General features: G+C 49.5%; 22 protein-coding genes. 11 read left to right on the forward strand and 11 right to left on the reverse strand.

The genetic code is table 11. The features are described 5' to 3' along the window. Positions 1 to 275: 275 nt before the first annotated feature. From FHD02_RS21260 to FHD02_RS21270, 3 genes are all read right to left on the reverse strand, one after another. Positions 276 to 626 (reverse strand): hypothetical protein, encoded by a 351-nt coding sequence (locus tag FHD02_RS21260; protein WP_137359977.1) that lies wholly within the window; start codon positions 624 to 626, stop codon positions 276 to 278. 10 nt (positions 627 to 636) lie between these two features. Further along, positions 637 to 879: a hypothetical protein gene (locus tag FHD02_RS21265; protein WP_137359976.1), complete on the reverse strand. Its 243-nt coding sequence runs from the start codon at positions 877 to 879 to the stop codon at positions 637 to 639. A 571-nt stretch (positions 880 to 1450) separates the two neighbouring features. Beyond that, a complete protein-coding gene (locus FHD02_RS21270; protein ID WP_042308904.1) occupies positions 1451 to 2197 on the reverse strand; it encodes a MipA/OmpV family protein in 747 nt (248 codons plus the stop codon). Between the two features lie 433 nt (positions 2198 to 2630). Between FHD02_RS21270 and yeaG the strand changes: the two genes are divergently transcribed. The 5 genes from yeaG to FHD02_RS21295 all read left to right on the forward strand — a co-directional run bounded on the left by yeaG (position 2631) and on the right by FHD02_RS21295 (position 8748). Continuing rightward, the gene (gene yeaG, locus FHD02_RS21275) at positions 2631 to 4565 is read left to right on the forward strand and encodes a protein kinase YeaG (RefSeq protein WP_042308906.1); all 1935 of its coding nucleotides are present in this window, start codon (positions 2631 to 2633) and stop codon (positions 4563 to 4565) included. A gap of 122 nt (positions 4566 to 4687) precedes the next feature. Next, the gene (locus FHD02_RS21280; protein ID WP_042308907.1) at positions 4688 to 5971 is read left to right on the forward strand and encodes a YeaH/YhbH family protein; all 1284 of its coding nucleotides are present in this window, start codon (positions 4688 to 4690) and stop codon (positions 5969 to 5971) included. 154 nt (positions 5972 to 6125) lie between these two features. Further along, the gene (dgcJ, locus tag FHD02_RS21285) at positions 6126 to 7616 is read left to right on the forward strand and encodes a diguanylate cyclase DgcJ (RefSeq protein ID WP_137359975.1); all 1491 of its coding nucleotides are present in this window, start codon (positions 6126 to 6128) and stop codon (positions 7614 to 7616) included. Between the two features lie 44 nt (positions 7617 to 7660). Continuing rightward, positions 7661 to 8176, forward strand: a complete 516-nt coding sequence (locus tag FHD02_RS21290; RefSeq protein ID WP_137359974.1) for a YbaK/prolyl-tRNA synthetase associated domain-containing protein — start codon at positions 7661 to 7663, stop codon at positions 8174 to 8176. Between the two features lie 125 nt (positions 8177 to 8301). Continuing rightward, positions 8302 to 8748: a DUF441 domain-containing protein gene (locus FHD02_RS21295; protein ID WP_042308914.1), complete on the forward strand. Its 447-nt coding sequence runs from the start codon at positions 8302 to 8304 to the stop codon at positions 8746 to 8748. A gap of 4 nt (positions 8749 to 8752) precedes the next feature. Here FHD02_RS21295 and FHD02_RS21300 read toward each other — a convergent pair whose 3' ends face one another. Further along, the gene (locus FHD02_RS21300) at positions 8753 to 9523 is read right to left on the reverse strand and encodes a helix-turn-helix transcriptional regulator (protein ID WP_042308917.1); all 771 of its coding nucleotides are present in this window, start codon (positions 9521 to 9523) and stop codon (positions 8753 to 8755) included. Between the two features lie 99 nt (positions 9524 to 9622). Between FHD02_RS21300 and FHD02_RS21305 the strand changes: the two genes are divergently transcribed. Next, positions 9623 to 10810, forward strand: a complete 1188-nt coding sequence (locus FHD02_RS21305) for a CynX/NimT family MFS transporter (RefSeq protein ID WP_220394296.1) — start codon at positions 9623 to 9625, stop codon at positions 10808 to 10810. A 37-nt stretch (positions 10811 to 10847) separates the two neighbouring features. Here the strand turns inward: FHD02_RS21305 and FHD02_RS21310 are convergent, their stop codons facing one another. Then, positions 10848 to 11555, reverse strand: a complete 708-nt coding sequence (locus FHD02_RS21310) for a CTP synthase (RefSeq protein WP_042308921.1) — start codon at positions 11553 to 11555, stop codon at positions 10848 to 10850. Between the two features lie 198 nt (positions 11556 to 11753). Here FHD02_RS21310 and FHD02_RS21315 point away from each other — a divergent pair, with 198 nt between their 5' ends. After that, complete coding sequence (locus FHD02_RS21315) at positions 11754 to 12101, forward strand: DUF488 domain-containing protein (protein WP_042308923.1); 348 nt, start codon at positions 11754 to 11756, stop codon at positions 12099 to 12101. A 7-nt stretch (positions 12102 to 12108) separates the two neighbouring features. Here FHD02_RS21315 and FHD02_RS21320 read toward each other — a convergent pair whose 3' ends face one another. After that, positions 12109 to 12360, reverse strand: a complete 252-nt coding sequence (locus FHD02_RS21320) for a DUF333 domain-containing protein (RefSeq protein WP_137359971.1) — start codon at positions 12358 to 12360, stop codon at positions 12109 to 12111. A gap of 186 nt (positions 12361 to 12546) precedes the next feature. Here FHD02_RS21320 and FHD02_RS21325 point away from each other — a divergent pair, with 186 nt between their 5' ends. From FHD02_RS21325 to yoaJ, 3 genes are read left to right on the forward strand one after another with little or no spacing between them, the layout of a single operon-like run. Continuing rightward, complete coding sequence (locus tag FHD02_RS21325) at positions 12547 to 13572, forward strand: sensor domain-containing diguanylate cyclase (RefSeq protein WP_137359970.1); 1026 nt, start codon at positions 12547 to 12549, stop codon at positions 13570 to 13572. Positions 13573 to 13619: 47 nt separating this feature from the next. Further along, positions 13620 to 13718, forward strand: coding sequence for a YoaK family small membrane protein (locus tag FHD02_RS21330; RefSeq protein ID WP_038640017.1), 99 nt, complete (start codon positions 13620 to 13622; stop codon positions 13716 to 13718). Positions 13719 to 13720: 2 nt separating this feature from the next. Next, a complete protein-coding gene (gene yoaJ, locus FHD02_RS21335) occupies positions 13721 to 13795 on the forward strand; it encodes a protein YoaJ (RefSeq protein WP_137349652.1) in 75 nt (24 codons plus the stop codon). A gap of 48 nt (positions 13796 to 13843) precedes the next feature. On the opposite strand, the gene FHD02_RS21340 is transcribed toward yoaJ, so the two are convergent. Then, complete coding sequence (locus tag FHD02_RS21340; protein WP_042308928.1) at positions 13844 to 14092, reverse strand: GlsB/YeaQ/YmgE family stress response membrane protein; 249 nt, start codon at positions 14090 to 14092, stop codon at positions 13844 to 13846. A gap of 361 nt (positions 14093 to 14453) precedes the next feature. Between FHD02_RS21340 and fdhF the strand changes: the two genes are divergently transcribed. Further along, a complete protein-coding gene (gene fdhF / locus FHD02_RS21345; protein WP_220394297.1) occupies positions 14454 to 16601 on the forward strand; it encodes a formate dehydrogenase subunit alpha in 2148 nt (715 codons plus the stop codon). Positions 16602 to 16653: 52 nt separating this feature from the next. On the opposite strand, the gene FHD02_RS21350 is transcribed toward fdhF, so the two are convergent. The 4 genes from FHD02_RS21350 to leuE all read right to left on the reverse strand — a co-directional run bounded on the left by FHD02_RS21350 (position 16654) and on the right by leuE (position 18878). Continuing rightward, complete coding sequence (locus tag FHD02_RS21350) at positions 16654 to 17298, reverse strand: hypothetical protein (protein ID WP_042308932.1); 645 nt, start codon at positions 17296 to 17298, stop codon at positions 16654 to 16656. Between the two features lie 219 nt (positions 17299 to 17517). Next, positions 17518 to 17700, reverse strand: a complete 183-nt coding sequence (locus FHD02_RS21355) for a DUF1869 domain-containing protein (RefSeq protein WP_003832433.1) — start codon at positions 17698 to 17700, stop codon at positions 17518 to 17520. 3 nt (positions 17701 to 17703) lie between these two features. Further along, complete coding sequence (gene yeaR / locus FHD02_RS21360) at positions 17704 to 18066, reverse strand: DUF1971 domain-containing protein YeaR (protein WP_137370773.1); 363 nt, start codon at positions 18064 to 18066, stop codon at positions 17704 to 17706. A gap of 173 nt (positions 18067 to 18239) precedes the next feature. Beyond that, complete coding sequence (gene leuE, locus FHD02_RS21365; protein ID WP_032940118.1) at positions 18240 to 18878, reverse strand: leucine efflux protein LeuE; 639 nt, start codon at positions 18876 to 18878, stop codon at positions 18240 to 18242. Positions 18879 to 18977 lie beyond the last annotated feature (99 nt).

The following is an 18977-nucleotide window of genomic DNA, read 5'->3' on the forward strand; positions in this document are numbered from 1 at the left end:
TGATCGGCATCGCTCAGTCCGGTTGGTGATTTTGGTTGGTTTGGCGATTGATCAGATCGCACAATCCGGGCTGAGTTCCCTTTCAGTGATCTACTATTCCGCGCAGCTATTTAATGCACCACAGTAAAGCAAAACAACAGACATGTGTCCTGTTATGGTGCACAAATTGCACCATCATAGTTTGGCGTGTCGCCCGTTAATGCGATTAAAGTAAAAGGCCCAGGCTCTGATGCTGTCCCGGGCCGAAATAACGAATAATTATAGCTGTACAGCGCTTATTTCAACCGACCTAAATATTTACCTTCTTTCATGGCGTTAATTTTTCCATTTTTATAGACGATGACGGAAATCAAACCCGCACTGTAGGATTGTGCATCCGCATTGTTTTCATCGTTTGCCGCAGGGCTGCCATTAATATATGCAATACCATCAGCACCACGTTTAAAGTCCACGCCCAGTTTATTCACATGCACGGGTGTGGTTTTGCTGGCGTGCACCGGGGCATTAGCATCGCTGACCTGAGTTTTGTGTTCATGCTGTAATTGCTGACGGTATGCTTCGCTAATAGCATAAGCAGGCGCAGCAAATGAAGCCACCAGCGCAGCGATAATAATCAATTTCTTCATGAGTTAAACCTTAGTATTTTTCGTGTTTGTGGTGATGGTCGGAATGGGTGCCATCAGAGCTATACAGATTTTGCGCATTTTCCAGGGCCTGTTTTTCAGCCGCGGCATTGGTTGTCGCCTGACGGTTTTGTTCGGCGATGTAGCAGGCATCGCGGCTGATCCCTTTGCTTTCGCATGCACTCATGCGTGAAGCCTCGCTGGTACATCCAGCCAGGATCCCGCCCATCACAGCTATCATGATTAACTTTTTCATTATTTATACCAGGTTTTTACTCAAGATATCCTCGTGGCATATTTAAGGCCTTACCACGAGAGTTGCTATCACTACTTTTAAAGTTTAATGAATATCGGCAATAGGATATTTAATGTCAATTTTAATTTTTTCAGACAAATACCTAAAGGATGTAAAATAAAAACAAATGATTAATTTTTATTTTTTTCACCTGAAAGTTAACATTCAAAACAAGCCAAAATAGTTACCAGTTGTCTTTATACCACTTGAGAATAAATACCCCGCGCATCGCGATACAACAAACCCTGTATTATCAATAAATTATGAAGCCAGAAAACGACAGCCCAGAACAATAAATCATTAAGGCATGGCGATATTACCTCATGCAAAAAACAATAGCTATCAGGCTAATCAAATGAGAGGTTTATTTTTAGTAACGGCAAAAGAAATACCAGGTTAAATAATCGTTGCGGCCAGGCGAAACATAAAACCACTATAAAAATGCAATCTCATGTTTTAGATCAATATTCATCCCCGCAAAACATAAAAAAAGCCTGCATGTCTGCAGGCTTGTGTTTGACACGCAGTAGCATCAGAACTTGTAGGTCACACCTACCGAGAAGATGCCAGACCAGGACTTATCGACCATCGGGCTATCCTTCACTTCATCACTCAAACGCACATAACGGCCAGTGCCGTATACGTTCCAGTTGCCAAGGAAGTTATAGCTCGCGGTCAACTCCAGGTATGGATCCCACCCATCGTCAGCGCTGTAGCTTTTCAGACCACTGCGGCGAGACTCGTGATTGGACACGCCATAATAATAGTCGTTGTAGTTTTCGCTGCTGTACTGCACACCGATACCCGGCGTCAAAGTCAGCGCACCGTTAGTGTAACGGTAGAGCCATGCCAGATCCCAGATAAAGCCGTTGCTGTTATCCAGGGTATCACCCGCCAGAGCGGTACGCAGGAAACCATACTGGGTGTTATGTACATACGAGAGGCCAGCCATCAGGCTGCTTTTACGCTTGTCGAGTTGGCGCAAAGCATGGCTGTCGCTGTCACCCGGCTTGAAGTGGGTCGGATCATAGTATGCCATGATGGAGAGCTTATCTGCCGCGTCATTCCACAGATAGTAGCCGCCACCCAGACCGTGGAACCAGACGTTATCGCCTTCATAGGTGACAACCGGAACGGGATAAACATCGCGGTCATACTGTTTGTACGGGCTGTTAATCACGCCGACACCTGCACCAACAGTCCACTGGCTTTCCGCCTGTGCGGTGCTAACTGCGGTTGCGGCAAGGACGCCAAGTGCCAGAAGTTTGAGTTTGGTCACAATCCATAATTCCTTATTCAAATGTGTAGCGGTCAAAGTGTAATCGCCAATACGCTTCAGCCCAACTATTTTACGTATTAGTCCAGGAATGTAACCCCCTAATTTCTCAACGAGTGATGACATTTTGCTTGCAGGACAGTGAACACCGCATGAAATCTGCCCCATTTCTTTACATAAGGTGTGCTTTTTTTGCTGATGAGTTATTGATATGCCGTTGAAATTCATTTGCGCATCCATGCAAGTTTTGCAAATGCCATCTACGCTTAATTTTAGAAGGTGTATCACCGAATACGTTGATCTCCTGACCATCAAAATGGCATGAGAGTTGCTTATTTCTTCAGCAGCGACGTCGTTCAGTTTACCTCTTCAGGGGCCTCTACTATTCATATGAACGGCTCTTAACATGTGCTAAAAAACGAAAGGACGGCATACCATGAATATATTCGATCACTATCGCCAGCGTTATGAAGCTGCCAAGGACGAAGAGTTCACGCTGCAGGAGTTTCTTACCACTTGTCGGCAAGATCGCAGTGCTTATGCCAACGCGGCAGAGCGGCTATTAATGGCTATTGGTGAACCTGTCATGGTTGACACTGCCCACGAACCTCGTCTTTCTCGACTCTTTTCGAATCGGGTAATTGCACGCTATCCCGCTTTCGAAGAGTTTTACGGCATGGAAGACGCCATTGAGCAGATTGTTTCTTATTTGAAACATGCAGCTCAAGGTCTGGAAGAGAAGAAACAGATTCTGTATCTGTTGGGGCCTGTGGGAGGGGGGAAATCATCTCTCGCTGAACGACTCAAGTCGCTGATGCAGAGAGTTCCGATTTATGTCCTGAGCGCCAATGGCGAACGTAGCCCGGTTAACGATCATCCGTTGTGCTTGTTTAATCCACAGGAAGACGCGCAGATCCTGGAAAAAGAGTATGGGATCCCGCGTCGCTATCTCGGAACGATCATGTCGCCATGGGCGGCGAAACGTCTGCACGAGTTTGGCGGGGACATCACGAAATTCCGCGTCGTCAAAGTCTGGCCGTCTATTCTGGAGCAGATCGCTATCGCCAAAACGGAACCTGGTGATGAAAACAACCAGGATATCTCTGCGCTGGTCGGGAAAGTGGATATTCGTAAACTCGAACACCATGCTCAGAACGATCCTGATGCCTACGGTTACTCGGGTGCGTTGTGCCGCGCTAACCAGGGGATTATGGAGTTCGTAGAGATGTTTAAAGCACCGATTAAAGTGCTGCATCCTCTGCTGACCGCCACCCAGGAAGGAAACTACAACGGGACAGAAGGTATCTCTGCCCTGCCGTTTAACGGAATTATTCTTGCCCACTCGAACGAGTCCGAATGGGTGACGTTCCGCAATAACAAAAACAATGAGGCGTTCCTTGACCGTGTTTACATTGTCAAAGTGCCTTATTGCTTGCGGATCTCCGAAGAGATCAAAATCTACGAGAAATTGCTTAACCACAGTGAGCTGACCCATGCGCCTTGCGCACCTGGCACGCTGGAAACGCTCTCTCGCTTCACCATTCTTTCTCGCCTGAAAGAACCAGAGAACTCGAGCATTTACTCGAAGATGCGCGTTTACGATGGCGAAAGTCTGAAAGATACCGATCCAAAAGCGAAATCCTATCAGGAGTATCGGGATTACGCCGGGGTCGATGAGGGTATGAACGGTCTGTCCACGCGTTTCGCGTTTAAGATCCTCTCTCGCGTCTTTAACTTTGATCATGCCGAAGTCGCGGCAAACCCGGTGCATCTGTTCTACGTCCTGGAACAACAAATCGAGCGTGAGCAGTTCCCGCAGGAAATGGCAGAACGTTATCTTGAGTTCCTGAAAGGCTATCTGATCCCTAAATATGCTGAATTTATTGGCAAAGAGATTCAGACGGCTTATCTCGAATCCTATTCCGAATACGGACAGAACATATTCGACCGTTATGTCACCTACGCGGATTTCTGGATTCAGGATCAGGAGTATCGTGACCCGGATACCGGTCAACTGTTCGATCGCGAGTCGCTGAACGCAGAGCTGGAGAAAATTGAGAAGCCAGCGGGTATCAGTAACCCGAAAGACTTCCGTAACGAGATCGTCAACTTTGTTCTGCGCGCCAGAGCGAATAACAGCGGTCGCAATCCAAATTGGACCAGTTACGAAAAACTGCGCACGGTGATTGAGAAGAAAATGTTCTCTAATACCGAGGAGCTGCTGCCGGTTATTTCGTTCAACGCCAAAACCTCGACTGACGAGCAGAAAAAGCACGACGATTTTGTCGACCGTATGATGGAAAAAGGCTACACGCGTAAGCAGGTACGTTTACTGTGCGAATGGTATTTGCGCGTACGTAAATCGTCTTAACATAAGTGCCCGGTAGCGCATGCGCTTACCGGGCCTACAATACTCATCAGTAGGCCAGATATGCTCTGCGCATCCAGGTTACTGATGTAGCATAAAGTTGGCAAATGCAGTACGGGGGGCTTATGACCTGGTTTATTGACCGGCGTCTTAACGGCAAAAACAAGAGCACGGTAAACCGCCAGCGCTTCTTACGCCGTTATAAATCGCAAATTAAACAGTCGATCTCCGAGGCCATTAACAAGCGTTCGGTGACTGATGTGGATAGCGGCGAATCTGTCTCTATTCCTACCGATGATATTAGCGAACCGATGTTCCATCAGGGGCGCGGTGGTCTGCGCCATCGCGTGCATCCGGGTAACGACCATTTTGTGCAGAATGACCGTATTGAACGTCCACAGGGCGGAGGCGGCGGTTCGGGAAGCGGACAAGGCCAGGCGAGTCAGGATGGCGAGGGTCAGGATGAATTCGTCTTCCAGATTTCTAAAGATGAATATCTCGATCTGCTTTTCGAAGATTTAGCTCTGCCAAATCTTAAACAGAATCAGCAGCGTCAGCTAACGGAGTACAAAACGCACCGGGCTGGTTTTACCTCTAACGGTGTGCCAGCCAACATCAGCGTGGTGCGCTCCCTGCAAAATTCACTGGCGCGCCGCACGGCAATGACGGCAGGTAAGCGTCGCGAACTGCATGCGCTCGAAGCGGATCTGGAGACCATCACAAAAAGTGAACCCGCTCAGTTGTTGGAAGAAGAACGGTTACGCAAAGAAATTGCCGAACTACGGGCAAAAATCGAACGTGTGCCATTTATCGACACCTTTGACTTACGCTACAAGAATTATGAAAAACGGCCCGATCCTTCCAGTCAGGCGGTGATGTTCTGTCTGATGGACGTCTCCGGTTCGATGGATCAGTCGACCAAAGATATGGCAAAGCGTTTTTATATTCTGCTGTATCTGTTCTTAAGCCGCACCTATAAGAACGTGGAAGTGGTTTATATTCGCCACCACACCCAGGCGAAAGAGGTAGATGAGCATGAGTTCTTCTACTCTCAGGAAACCGGGGGAACCATTGTCTCCAGCGCGCTGAAGTTAATGGATGAAGTGGTGAAAGAGCGCTACGACCCTGCCCAGTGGAATATCTATGCCGCACAGGCGTCGGATGGTGATAACTGGGCGGATGACTCACCGTTGTGTCATGAAATTCTGGCGAAAAAACTGCTGCCGGTAGTGCGATATTACAGCTATATCGAAATTACCCGCCGCGCGCACCAGACCTTGTGGCGTGAATACGAACATCTGCAATCAACGTTTGAAAACTTTGCGATGCAGCATATCCGCGATCAGGATGACATTTATCCGGTATTCCGCGAACTGTTTCATAAGCAAAGTACCACCAGCAATAATTAAGCGACCACTTTCGGCCGAGGCTTCGGCTTCGGCTGATTACATTACCCTGTATCATGATCGTGACATTTTGCAATGGTTTATCCCGCCGCTTCGTTAGAGTGAATGTGGAGCATGTGGTAATATCGCATCTCTAACCTATGGGCTGTAATTCATTATGAAGTTGCATCATAAAGCGCTCAGGCTCTTTATCTCAGTCAGCGTTATTGTTTTGACATCTTCTTTTTTGGTTTATGAACTCATTGCCAGCGATAAGGCAATGAATGCCTATATGCGCTATATCAATGAGAAAGCCGACTCCTCCTTTCTCTATGACAAGTACACCAATCAGAGTATTGCAGCCCATCTGATGCGCACCTTTTCATCCCCTAAGGAACCCGCATCGGTCGAACAACAAAAAGCGTTCTGCGATGCTTTCGATAGCGTTAACGGTACACATGGGCTCAATCTCACAGCGCATAATTATCTGCCATTACACGGTACGTTGCAGACCACCTCTACGAAATGTAACGGGCAACTTGAAGACGTATTCCTGTTACCCTCTTTTGACCGGGCGGTGAACGTCAATCGCCTGCAAAAGGATTATGGGCAGGGATTAGGGACGCTGGAGTATAAATTTCGCTACTACGTCGATCTGAAAAATAACTACGTCTATTTCTATGACCTGATCGATTCACGGAAATTTGCGATACACAACTGGACATTTTTGCAAAAAGGCTCGCTGGGAATCGATCAGAATGATATTGACGGTATTTTCACTGGTCGTACGGTGATCTCCAGTATTTATGAGGATAACCTGACCGAGAAAAAGGTGATGAGCTTTTTAACGCCGGTCTACTATGCCGGTAAGCTAAAAGGCGTGGTGATGGTGGATATTAACAAAGAAAATTTAAAAAATATCTTTTATACCAGCGATCGCCCTCTCGTCTGGCGTTTTCTTAACGTGACGCTCTCGGATATCAGCTCAGGAAAAGAGATTATTGTTCACCAAAGTGAGACCCATTTATTCCGCTACGTTCACTACGAGAAGGACATCCCTGGCGGCATACGCGTCACGTTATCTCTTGATTTTATGTACTTTATCGTCTCATCATGGAAAATATTCGCCTTTTATCTTCTGGCAACGATATTGCTGCTGAATATGGTCAGAACTCATTTTCGGTTGTATCACAACGTCACGCGGGAAAATATCAGCGATGCGATGACCGGACTCTATAACCGTAAAATTTTGACGCCGATGCTCGAACAGCGTTTGCAGCAGTTGGTCAACACGGGAACCCTCGTGACCTTTATCGCCATTGATTGCGATAAGCTTAAAGTGATTAATGACACATTGGGGCATAAGGAAGGCGATCGCATTATCACCCTTCTGGCTAAAGCCATTCAAACCTCGATTCGCAAAAGCGACTATGCTATCCGACTCGGCGGGGATGAATTTTGCATTATCCTCATCGATCATCCCAGTGAATTAACGCACCGCGTGTTGGAACGGATTCGCTACAACTTACAAATTATTGCGCAAGATATATCAATCAGCTTCTCTGCCGGGATTTATAATATGCAGCCAAACGACACCATTGATGATGCTTACAAAGCATCGGATGCCCAACTCTATCTGAACAAACAGAAAAAGCGCACCGATGCGTAATCATTTTTCAGCCAGGATTTTCATTGTTGTACCAGGAGCAAGTCATGACGGAAGTGAACAAAGGTAACGCAACGCATCAGCGTTTAATTTCGTTATTATCAGAACAAGGCGCGACGTATCGCGTGGTTAGCCATGAAGCCGTCGGCAAATGTGAAGCGGTCTCTGAAATTCGCGGTACTGCACTGGGCCAGGGCGCAAAAGCGCTGGTCTGTAAAGTAAAGGGTAACGGCGTTAATCAGCATGTTCTGGCGATTCTCTCTGCCGACCAGCAGGCCGACCTGAGCCTGTTGGCCGGCCATATCGGCGGGTTGAGAGCGTCGCTCGCCAGCCCGGCGGAAGTCGATGAACTGACGGGTTGCGTATTTGGCGCCATCCCACCATTTAGTTTCCATCCGAATCTCAAACTGGTCGCCGATCCGCTGTTGTTTGAACGTTTTACTGAAATTGCGTTCAATGCCGGAATGCTGGAAAAATCCGTGATCATGGATACTGCTGATTACCTGCGAATTGCACAACCGGAATTAATTTCGTTCCGCCGCGTTCAATCACAGCCGAGTTAGCAGTAAAAAACGTCACATCGTGCATTAGCTCAAAAAAAATCATTATCATTAAATAAAGCCTGTTCCGTCACGCGTTTACGCGTACAGTAAGCAGGCTTATTTTTTCTTTTGGCAAGGAAACTACGATGTTTGATGTCACTCTGCTGATCCTCCTCGGACTGGCAGCTCTGGGCTTTGTCAGCCACAACACCACTGTCGCTGTTTCAATTCTGGTGCTGATCATCGTCCGTGTAACCCCTCTGAATACGTTCTTTCCGTGGATTGAAAAACAGGGCCTGACCGTCGGGATTATTATTCTGACTATCGGCGTAATGGCCCCGATCGCTAGCGGAACGCTACCGCCCTCCACGCTCATTCACTCCTTTGTAAACTGGAAATCCCTGGTCGCGATTGCCGTCGGCGTGGTTGTCTCCTGGCTTGGCGGGCGCGGCGTCACGTTGATGGGCAGCCAGCCCCAGCTTGTTGCCGGTTTACTGGTCGGTACGGTGCTGGGCGTGGCGCTGTTTCGTGGCGTACCAGTGGGGCCGCTTATTGCGGCAGGTCTGGTCTCATTGATCGTTGGGAAGCAGTAGCAAGTCAGCTCAGATAACGGCCTGGAGTCTGCCCTAGGCCTTTTTTGAACATCGTGATAAATGCGGTGGTTGAATCATAACCGAGCATTTGCGCGACCTGCTGCACGTTATGACCATCGATCAGCGCCTGCAGCGCCAGAATCAACTGCAGCTGATGACGCCAGCGGCGAAAGCTCAATCCCGTTTCTTTGACGACCAGCCGGGCAAGGTTGCGCTCACTCATCGCAAATACGCTGGCCCACTGCCCCAGCGTCTGCCATTGGGCGGGCTCTCGCGCCATCGTCGCGACCATTCTGCGGATTTTCGGATGATCGGAAACCGGCAACTGCAGTTGCTCCTGCGGCTGCTGCGGGAGTTCATCAAACAACACCTGCGTCAGTCGCTGAGTTGACGGTTCCAGCCGCTGGCCGTCCGTTTTCGACGCCAGCGCCAGAATAAGCTCCCGACACAAGGGAGATATCTTTAGCGTACAACAGCGCTCAGGCATCACGACGGCATGAGGTTCAATAAACAAGAAGCACAATTGTGCGCCTACGGTTACATGGTTACTGTGCGGAATTTCACCGGGGATCCACACCGCATATTGGGGAGGCACCATCCACATGGCATTTTCGACCTCGCAGGTAATCGCGCCATGCAAAGCCAGAATCAACTGCCCCTTACGATGCTGATGCAGCGGACTAAAGAGTTCATCTTCCCGGGCCTGAATGCAGAACGCCACCGCGGCATCATGGTGAAGGTCAGGTTCATACCCATCCAATCTTAGTCCCAACATAAGAATGTCCGATTTTAGCGATAAACTGTCATTTTAGCTTGATTCACTCATGGAATAAAAACGCTAAGGTATCGCCTCGCCTGACAATATGAGAAAAAAATGATAAATACGCCTTCCTCCCGCGGTAAAAACGCTGCTTTGCTGATCGCGGGTATCCTGATGATTGCCACCACGCTGCGCGTTACCTTTACCGGCGCGGCCCCACTGTTAGATGCCATTCGCGCCGACTACGGACTGAGTACTGCCCAGACGGGACTGTTGACTACCCTTCCTCTGCTGGCCTTCGCGCTGGTATCACCTCTGGCCGCAGCCGTTGCGCGCCGCTGGGGCATCGAACGCAGCCTGTTTGCTGCTATGCTGCTGATTTGCGCCGGTATTACAATACGCTCGCTGCCCTCACCGGGATTGCTGTTTAGCGGCACCGCCATCATCGGGTGCGGAATCGCCTTGGGTAATGTCCTGTTGCCGGGGCTAATTAAGCGTGATTATGCCCAGCATGTGGCAAAACTGACTGGCGCATACTCGCTGACCATGGGCGCAGCGGCGGCGCTGGGTTCAGCCATGGTTGTTCCGCTGGCGTTAAATGGATTTGGCTGGCGCGGCGCACTGATGGTGTTGATGGTTTTTCCGCTGCTGGCGCTGGTTATCTGGTTACCCCAATGCCGTCAGACGACCAATGCCAGCCTGAGTAACTCACGCGCATTACATTCCCGTGCAATCTGGCGCTCCAGCCTCGCCTGGCAGGTGACCCTGTTTCTGGGAATCAACTCACTTATCTATTACGTGATCATCGGCTGGTTGCCCGCCATTTTAATCAGCCACGGTTACAGCGAGGCGCAGGCCGGTTCATTGCACGGTTTACTGCAACTGGCGACCGCCGCGCCAGGGTTATTGATTCCCCTCGTCCTGAACAGATTCAAGGATCAGCGAGCCATCGCCGCCCTGGTTTCGGTAATGTGTGCCGTTGGCGCGGCGGGATTCGCCATAATGCCCGACCAGGCTTTGCTGTGGACCATTCTGTTTGGCTTTGGCTCAGGTGCGACCATGATCCTCGGCTTGACCTTCATTGGCCTGCGCGCAAGCTCTGCACATCAGGCCGCGGCGTTGTCCGGAATGGCGCAGTCTGTCGGGTATTTACTGGCCGCCTGCGGGCCACCGTTGATGGGTAAAATTCACGACCTCAACGGTAGCTGGCTGATTCCATTAGCGGGTGTCGCCGGGTTAGCGGTGCTGATGGCCGTGTTTGGTCTGTGCGCAGGGCGCGATCGGGAGATCGCGAACGCATAATGTAGCGGGCAGGTTAGCTAACCTCCTGCCCTACATTTTATCCCCGCGCGGCGCGGAGCATCGCCTGGACTAACGGCACGGGTTTACCCGCCAGCGCGCCACGTTCATGCTGAAAGAGTGTGCCAACAAAAAAAGGATGTGTTACCAGTTCAATGGCGCGAATATCTCCGGCATCATCCCAACCGGTCACCCGGAGATCGCCGCTCTCAAGCTCGGCGGCAAAAGCGTCCGACACACCATAGTTGCAGTGATACCCCTCAGAGATAGCATCGCGTCCATAGGCTTTCGCAATCAGCGTATTGGCCCGGAGCTCAATATCATCCGTTTTTTCTACCAACGAGCAGGTCAACGGCGCGATCACCATTCGCCCAGTGGTATCCGTTTCGGCATGCGCGGCATCGCTCCAGCCCAGCACGTTACGGGCATACTCCAGTATGGCGTGTTGGAAACCACCGCAGGTGCCTAAAAATGGAATGCTGTTTTCGCGTGCGTAGCGTATCGCAATCAGCGCACCTTCTGGGTGTCGATAGGGGCTGCCTGGCACGACCCAGATGGCATCGTAGCCAATCAGATCTTCGCTGCTATTGATATCAGAAGTGGTTAGCCAGTCATAATCAGCCACCAACTCCAGCACGGCAGCAGCATCATCAATAGCAAGGGGAATAGCCTGGTGCGCCACAATATCGGGGTTGTAATCGCCCACCAGCGCAATGCGAAGCGTATCTTTGATCGGGGAAATGTCCATTAAAGTTTCCTTATGTCCAGACAATGAGGGACAACATAAGGAGCCTCAGCCTACCGACTTTTCATCGGTATCACAATCCCTTAAATTGGGAGTCCAGGCTGGCAAAATGCTATAATGGTCACGTTTTAGGATCTTATTTAACCGTAATAAAAATGATGCTAAATAGCAAAGCGGCAGCTTAACAGAGCGGATGAAGAGATGAATATTCAGTGTAAACGCGTGTATGACCCGGCAGAAGCAAGCGATGGTTATCGCGTCCTGGTCGACCGGTTGTGGCCACGTGGGATAAAAAAGACTGATCTTGCTTTCAATGAATGGAATAAAGCGCTGACGCCGTCATCAGATTTACGTAAAGCATTTCACGCAGAACTGATTGATTTTGCGCACTTCTCTCAGCAGTACCGTACCGAACTGGCCCAACAGCAGCAGGAAGGAAAGCGTCTCGCAGAGATTGCCCGGCAGCAAACCTTAACGCTACTGTATGCGGCGAAGAATACTCAGCAAAACCACGCGCTGGTACTGGCTGAATGGCTACGTCAATACTAACAGCGGATCACTTCCCCGCTGCCGGATGGTCTCTACGCCAGAGTTCCCATTCATCGATCGTTTCCCCTCCGGGGAGTTTGCAGTCAGACCTTACCCCTTGCGGAGTCTGTATCGCAATCAGCGAGCCGCCCTTTTGTTCGCAATACACCGATGCCGGATTCGCCATGCCAATTTTCGGTGGCATTGGCGCTTCTGGTTGCGGGGTACTACACCCTGCCAGCACCAGAATGCCGGGCAAAACAACAAACGCCAGTTTCATATCTACTCCTGTTAAAAATCTTATTCTGGCAGGTTACCCCGACTTTCCATCTATCTCCATGTTTTCCTGCTAACTATCCATTTTATGTTTACATTCTGAGCTGGATAGCTTGTTTCATCTTACACCTTGATGTTCTATCATGCGGACAACGCCAGCCTTGTCATTACTCAGGAGTATTTACACCTCATGTCGGACATGATCCTCGCCAGAGTCTCACAATCCTTAGCCACGGAGCAGTCTGTTGAGAGTCTGGTTCGGCAACTTCTGGAGATGCTGGAGGTGGTGACAGAGATGGAATCAACCTATTTAACCAAAGTCGATTTAGATGCTCGCCTGCAGCATATTTTGTACGCGCGCAATAGCAAACAAATGCAGATCCCGGAAGGGCTATCCGTCCCGTGGGATGAGACGCTATGCAAACGCGCCATCGAGGATAACTGCCTGTACAGCGACAACGTGCCCGCACGCTGGCCGGAATGCAGCGCAGCCCGCGCGCTGGAAATCACCACGTTTCTGAGCACGCCTGTTCATCTTCCGGATGGAACGTTTTACGGTACGCTCTGCGCCACCAGTCGCCGCCAGCAGGCATTGAGCGAGCGAGGTGAACAGGTGCTGCATCTGTTTGCAGGACTGATCGCCCAGTCTATTCAAAAAGAGTCGCTGGTCGCTCAGTTACGCGAAGCCAACGCCGCGCTGATTGCTCATTCCTACACCGATGCGCTGACCGGGTTACCGAACCGGCGCTCGATTTTTGAAAATGTTGAAACCCTATTTTCGCTTGCCCGACATCTTCGGCAGAAGGTCGTCGTTGCCTATATTGATTTGGATGATTTTAAACTGATTAATGACCGTTTTGGTCATGAGGTTGGCGACCAGTTCCTGATCCAGATAGGACAGCGTCTGCTCCACGAATGCGGCGACAATGATATCCTCGGTCGACTGGGCGGTGACGAATTTTTAGTCGTTAGCCTGTCGCCGGAAAGTGAAAGCGATCGATGCGAGCGCCTGCAAAAGGTGAAAAATCAGCTGCAACAGCGAATTTGTGGCGACTATCACTTGGGCAGCGTCCATCTGTTTTATCCTGGAGCCAGTCTGGGCGTGGTGGAAATTGATCCGCATGAGACCGATGTAAACTGTGCGCTTCACATGGCAGACAGCGCAATGTACAAAGATAAAAAGCGGCAGGATAAAACCACTTTTGTCGTACATTAAGCCCTGCTATGCTGGCTCGTCTTTAAATAACTCTGGCAGATAATCCTATGCGACTCGGTATTATTTTTCCCGTCATCATTTTTATTTCCGCTGTCGTTTTCTTATCCTGGTTTTTTGTTGGCGGTTACGCTGCGCCGGGTGCATAACGATGAAAAAAACAACGCTCATTATGATTTGCGTGGCTATCATCGTGGTTCTGGGTACGGAACTAGGCTGGTGGTAACCAATAAAAAGGCCACACTTCAGTGGCCTTTCATCTCTGTATATATAGTTAGCTTTTGATCTTTCTGTAGATAAACAACACCACGATCGCGCCGATAACCGCTACGACGAAACTACCGAAGTTGAAGCCATCAACTTTACCAAAGCCAAAGAAGGTGCTGATCCAGCCGCCAACCACCGCACCAACAACCCCTAAGATAATGGTCATAAAGAATCCGCCGCCATCTTTACCCGGCATAATCCATTTTGCCAAAATCCCCGCGATAAGACCGAAAATTACCCATGAAAGAATGCCCATTATTTTCCTCACTTATGCTTTTAGGTTAACGATTGACTCGTTGTATAAAAGCATAGCATAGCGCTGAAAAATTAAAATTTGTGATCGGTATCACCTATATTTTTCATCTTTTTCCGATGTTTCATGGAGTTAGCCCAGCGTCAAAACGGTGATATTTTTGACGCTTCTCGTCAATAGTGACGAATCGACAGTCATTCCTCTCTGCTCCTTGGGCAACACCCCTGCCAATGCTGGGTTTTCATCTTTGGCATGCTTTATGCTTTAACAGCCCGTCACTACGACACATCGTAGCCCGTGATATCTATTCACGTGGCTTCGTCTACAATTCGCGCTATTTCAGCATTTAACAGGTCTGTTATTGATGAAAAAAATCACCAGTGTATGCCCATACTGTGGGGCCGGGTGCAAGCTCAAGCTTGTTGTTGAAAATAACAAAATCATCCGCGCCGAAGCCGCTGAGGGTGTAACGAACCAAAATCAGTTATGCCTGAAAGGCTATTATGGTTGGGACTTTCTGAACGACACCCGCCTTCTGACTCCCCGTCTGACTCGCCCGATGATCCGTTATGAAAAAGGGGGAAAATTCACTCCCGTTAGTTGGGATGAAGCCATTCGTTACACCGCTAAACGCTTATCTGAAATAAAAAATACCTATGGTCCTCGCGCCATCATGACGACAGGCTCCTCCCGGGGAACAGGGAATGAAACCAACTACGTGATGCAAAAATTCGCCCGTGGGGTGCTCAATACCAATAATGTCGACTGCTGTGCCCGTGTCTGTCACGGTCCTTCCGTTGCCGGTTTACAGGAAACGCTGGGCAATGGCGCAATGAGCAACTCCATCAGCGAGATTGAAAACTCAAAATGCCTGCTTATCTTTGGTTATAACTGCGCGGACTCACACCCCATTGTGGCCCGTCGGGTGATTAAAGCTCGCCAGAACGGCGCGAAAATCATTGTTTGCGACCCTCGCCGTATTGAAACCGCCCGTATCGCCGATCAGCATTTGCAGTTAAAAAATGGTTGCAACATGGCGTTGGTCAACGCCTTTGGTCATGTGCTTATTGAAGAGCAGCTTTACGATCGCGAGTACGTGCATAAGCATGCCGAAGGTCTGGAAACATACTGGGAAACCGTTAAGGACTACGCCCCCGAAGCCGTAGAACATTTAACCGGCGTCCCTGCACAACAGGTTCGTCAGGCGATGCGTACATTTGCGGCAGCACCATCGGCAACCGTGATGTGGGGGATGGGCGTCACGCAGTTTGGCCAGGCCGTTGATGTTGTCCGTGGGCTGTCGAGCCTGGCCTTACTGACCGGGAATCTGGGACGTCCAAACGTCGGTGTTGGCCCGTTACGCGGGCAAAATAACGTGCAGGGCGCATGTGATATGGGCGTGCTGCCTAACCAGTTTCCGGGGTATCAGGACGTGACCGATTTTGCCGTCAGGGAGAAATTCGCCACCGCCTGGGGGATTGACGTTAATCAGATGGATGACAAGGTCGGAACGCGCATCACCGAAGTACCGCATCTGGCGATTGAGGGCAAAATCAAAGCCTACTACATCATGGGAGAGGATCCGCTGCAAACCGAGGCTGATTTGGGGCTGGTCCGGGAAGGATTTAACGCGCTCGATTTTATCGTCGTGCAGGATATTTTCATGACCAAAACGGCAGAAATGGCCGACGTCCTGTTGCCGGCAACATCATGGGGCGAACACGGTGGTGTCTTTACCTGCGCCGATCGTGGCTTCCAACGTTTCGAGAAAGCGATTGAACCCAGCGGGGATGTAAAACGTGACTGGGAAATTATCAGTCTGTTGGCCAGCGAAATGGGCTACCCGATGCAGTATCAAAATAACCAACAAATCTGGGATGAAATGCGCGAACTGTGCCCGCTGTTCTATGGCGTAACCTATGAGAAAATGGGTGAAATGGGCCATGTTCAGTGGCCTTGTCCTGATCTCGATCACCCAGGAACACCGTATCTTTATGCACACAGCCAGTTTGATACCGCGAATGGCAAAGGCAAACTGTTTGCCGCGCCGTGGCGCGCTCCTGCTGAAGTCCCTGACGAGACCTATCCGCTGGTGTTGTGTACCGTGCGCGAAGTTGGGCACTACTCCTGCCGCTCGATGACCGGCAACTGCGCGGCATTACAGGCGCTGGCAGATGAGCCAGGATATGTTCAAATCAACACCGATGATGCAGAAAAACTGGGCATCCGTCATCGTGACCTGGTGTGGGTAAGCTCGCGCCGAGGCAAGGTCATCAGCCGTGCGGATGTCTCCGAGCGTATTAATGCCGGAACAGTGTATATGACCTATCAATGGTGGATTGGCGCGTGTAACGAGTTAACACAGGATAACCTTGATCCGATCTCGAAAACGCCGGAAACCAAATATTGTGCTGTCAAAATTGAGCACATTACCGATCAAGGATGGGCGGAGAAGTATGCCGCACAAACGTACAGCGAAATGAAATCACGCTTATGTGAGGCCATTGCGTAAAGTATCGCCCTGACCGCCTGAGTCTGGCCATCCAGACTCAGGCTTTATCCAACTACTTCGCCAGTTGCGGTTCACTGAAACGAATAGCGGCAGACTCGTGCTGTTTATCCCGTTGCATAAAACCGAGGTTCATCAGAAACAATCCCGCCATAAACGGCAGTTCGTACAATTCTTCAATCAAATCGCCGTAACTGGCATTATGCAAAAAGACAGGCGCCAGCAGGCGATGATGCTCCACTGTATCGGATATCAAAAATGCGCAGACGGTGATCGCAAGTAGCCACAGCGGTAGCGGTTCATTGCGTAAGCGCCGGGCAATATCCTGGCGTAAGTTCTTCGACAGCAGGACCGGCAGAATAATCATCGCAATTAACACGACTGAGATAGCTCTGAACAGCAGTTTAGGATGTTCCGGGAAGTAGTCACGGCCCCAACTAGTGCTTCGGCCCAGCAATACCAACCACCATACTGCCGCCCAAAGCCAAAATTGCTTCTCGCCTGCAGGACGCGATAAAGGCCGGATGTAGCAGAGAGTAAATACTGCACCAAACAATAACCATAGCGCCTGGCCATTTTCAATCCATGTGACGACCGCGCCATTGAGCAGAGGAAGATGCCAGTTCGCAGTGAACGGGATTGCTACGAGGACAAGTCCAAGAATGAATGCGGATAATGTAAGTCGGGTATTCAATTTCATAAGCGCAAAGTTCTGTATTGTGACTATTTCACGATCATAACCCCTATGAATGATCAACTATTAGCAAACGATGCGAATTTCTTAAGGTATTCTTAAGAAATCTTTTTCCGGACCGCGAACTATTCGACTCAAATAAAAAAACCGCCCTGCGCTATCAAAACGCCGTGCGGTTTTCAATTTAAAAATCAATCAGTTCAAACGGTAGCAGAAGTTAAAGCCCTACCACCCGCAAACTTCATGCTCATTTTCGGTATCATATGAACGGACGGTGTTGACCAGGTCTTTGACCACTTCTGCCGCGACATCCGGAACCAATAATGTCATCGGCGCTTCGGTCTCGTAATCGACAGACACACCATTGCTGTTATTGGTTACTGTGACGGTGTAGGTTGCTTTGCCCATGATTTACTCCTTGCCAGTGCGCACGACTTTTCGTTGATTTGCACTCTCCATCAACACTTCCGGGGAAACGAAAAAATCGATATTAAAGTAAGTGTCGTCGGTCATCACTTCGATGTTATGCCATTTTTCCGGCGGGAAAACGCCAAACTGACCGGCTTCAATAACCATCACCTCTACAGGCTCCAGGCTGTGTTCATCTGCGTAGCCGAGATATTTAACCGCCCCCTGCATAACTGACAGTCGAGGATAAACCCCGGCACGGGTGCCTTTATCAAGGTGGCGTTCGAAAATTCCGGCAGGTGCAGTTTCTTTGTTCCAGAACGGAGTTGAGCGTGTATGGATATGATTCTGTGGAATTTGAAGCATTTTTCTTCCCTTTTCCAGTCGACAACCAGCGAGTCTTATTCAACCGCTGCTGTGCACAGAGTACGCTTCAAAATATACATTTAAAATACCATTTATTGGTTATAACCAGCAGCTGATATGCGTGGGGAAGAAAAGCTAAAAATTGAAGCCCGCCATATTCAGCGGGCCAATGATTACGACTGAAGCGTCGCCAGACGGGCAGCAAAACCAACGAAAATCAGACCGATAAGAGAGTTACCCACCTTAGCCAACTTCTTCTTGGTACGAATGTACTGGGTCACAAACGCGCCGGAAAAAATAAGGAAACTCAGGTAGAAAAAGCTTACTATCTCAAGCGTTATAGCCAGAATAAAGAATGACAGCCCTGAGTGCGGCGCATTGACATCAATGAACTGCACGAAGAACGAAACATAAAACAGGATTGCTTTCGGATTAGTCAGGCTCAGAATTAAGGCGCGCTTAAAAATGGCGCCAAACGGGACTTCCTCAGCCGCGGCGTCGCTCGCCTTCGATTTCAGTGTTGCGTACAGGATCTTCGCACCGAGATACAGCAGATAAAAAGCGCCGAGATAACGAACGATATTAAACAAAACAGGCGTGGTTTTGATCAAGGCGGCAACACCGGCATAGGCCAAAAACATCAACACAGCATCACCGATAAACACACCGCTTGCGGCGAGATAACCGCCCTTCACTCCCCGACCAACGCTATTCTTCAACACAAATATCGTATTTGGCCCCGGAACCAGCACGATAAAAATAGCTCCCACCAGATATGTCCAGTAATTCAGAACTCCATACTCTGCAAACACGTTAACCTCTTCCTGAAAAAACACATGCACTTGCTGCAAGACAATATGCTAACGAATGCGCAGGGGGATGGAAAGAGAAGGTTGTTAATTAAAATACCC

Origin of the sequence: Citrobacter sp. EC_71 (assembly GCF_019584005.1) — a bacterium.
Lineage (GTDB): Bacteria > Pseudomonadota > Gammaproteobacteria > Enterobacterales > Enterobacteriaceae > Citrobacter > Citrobacter werkmanii.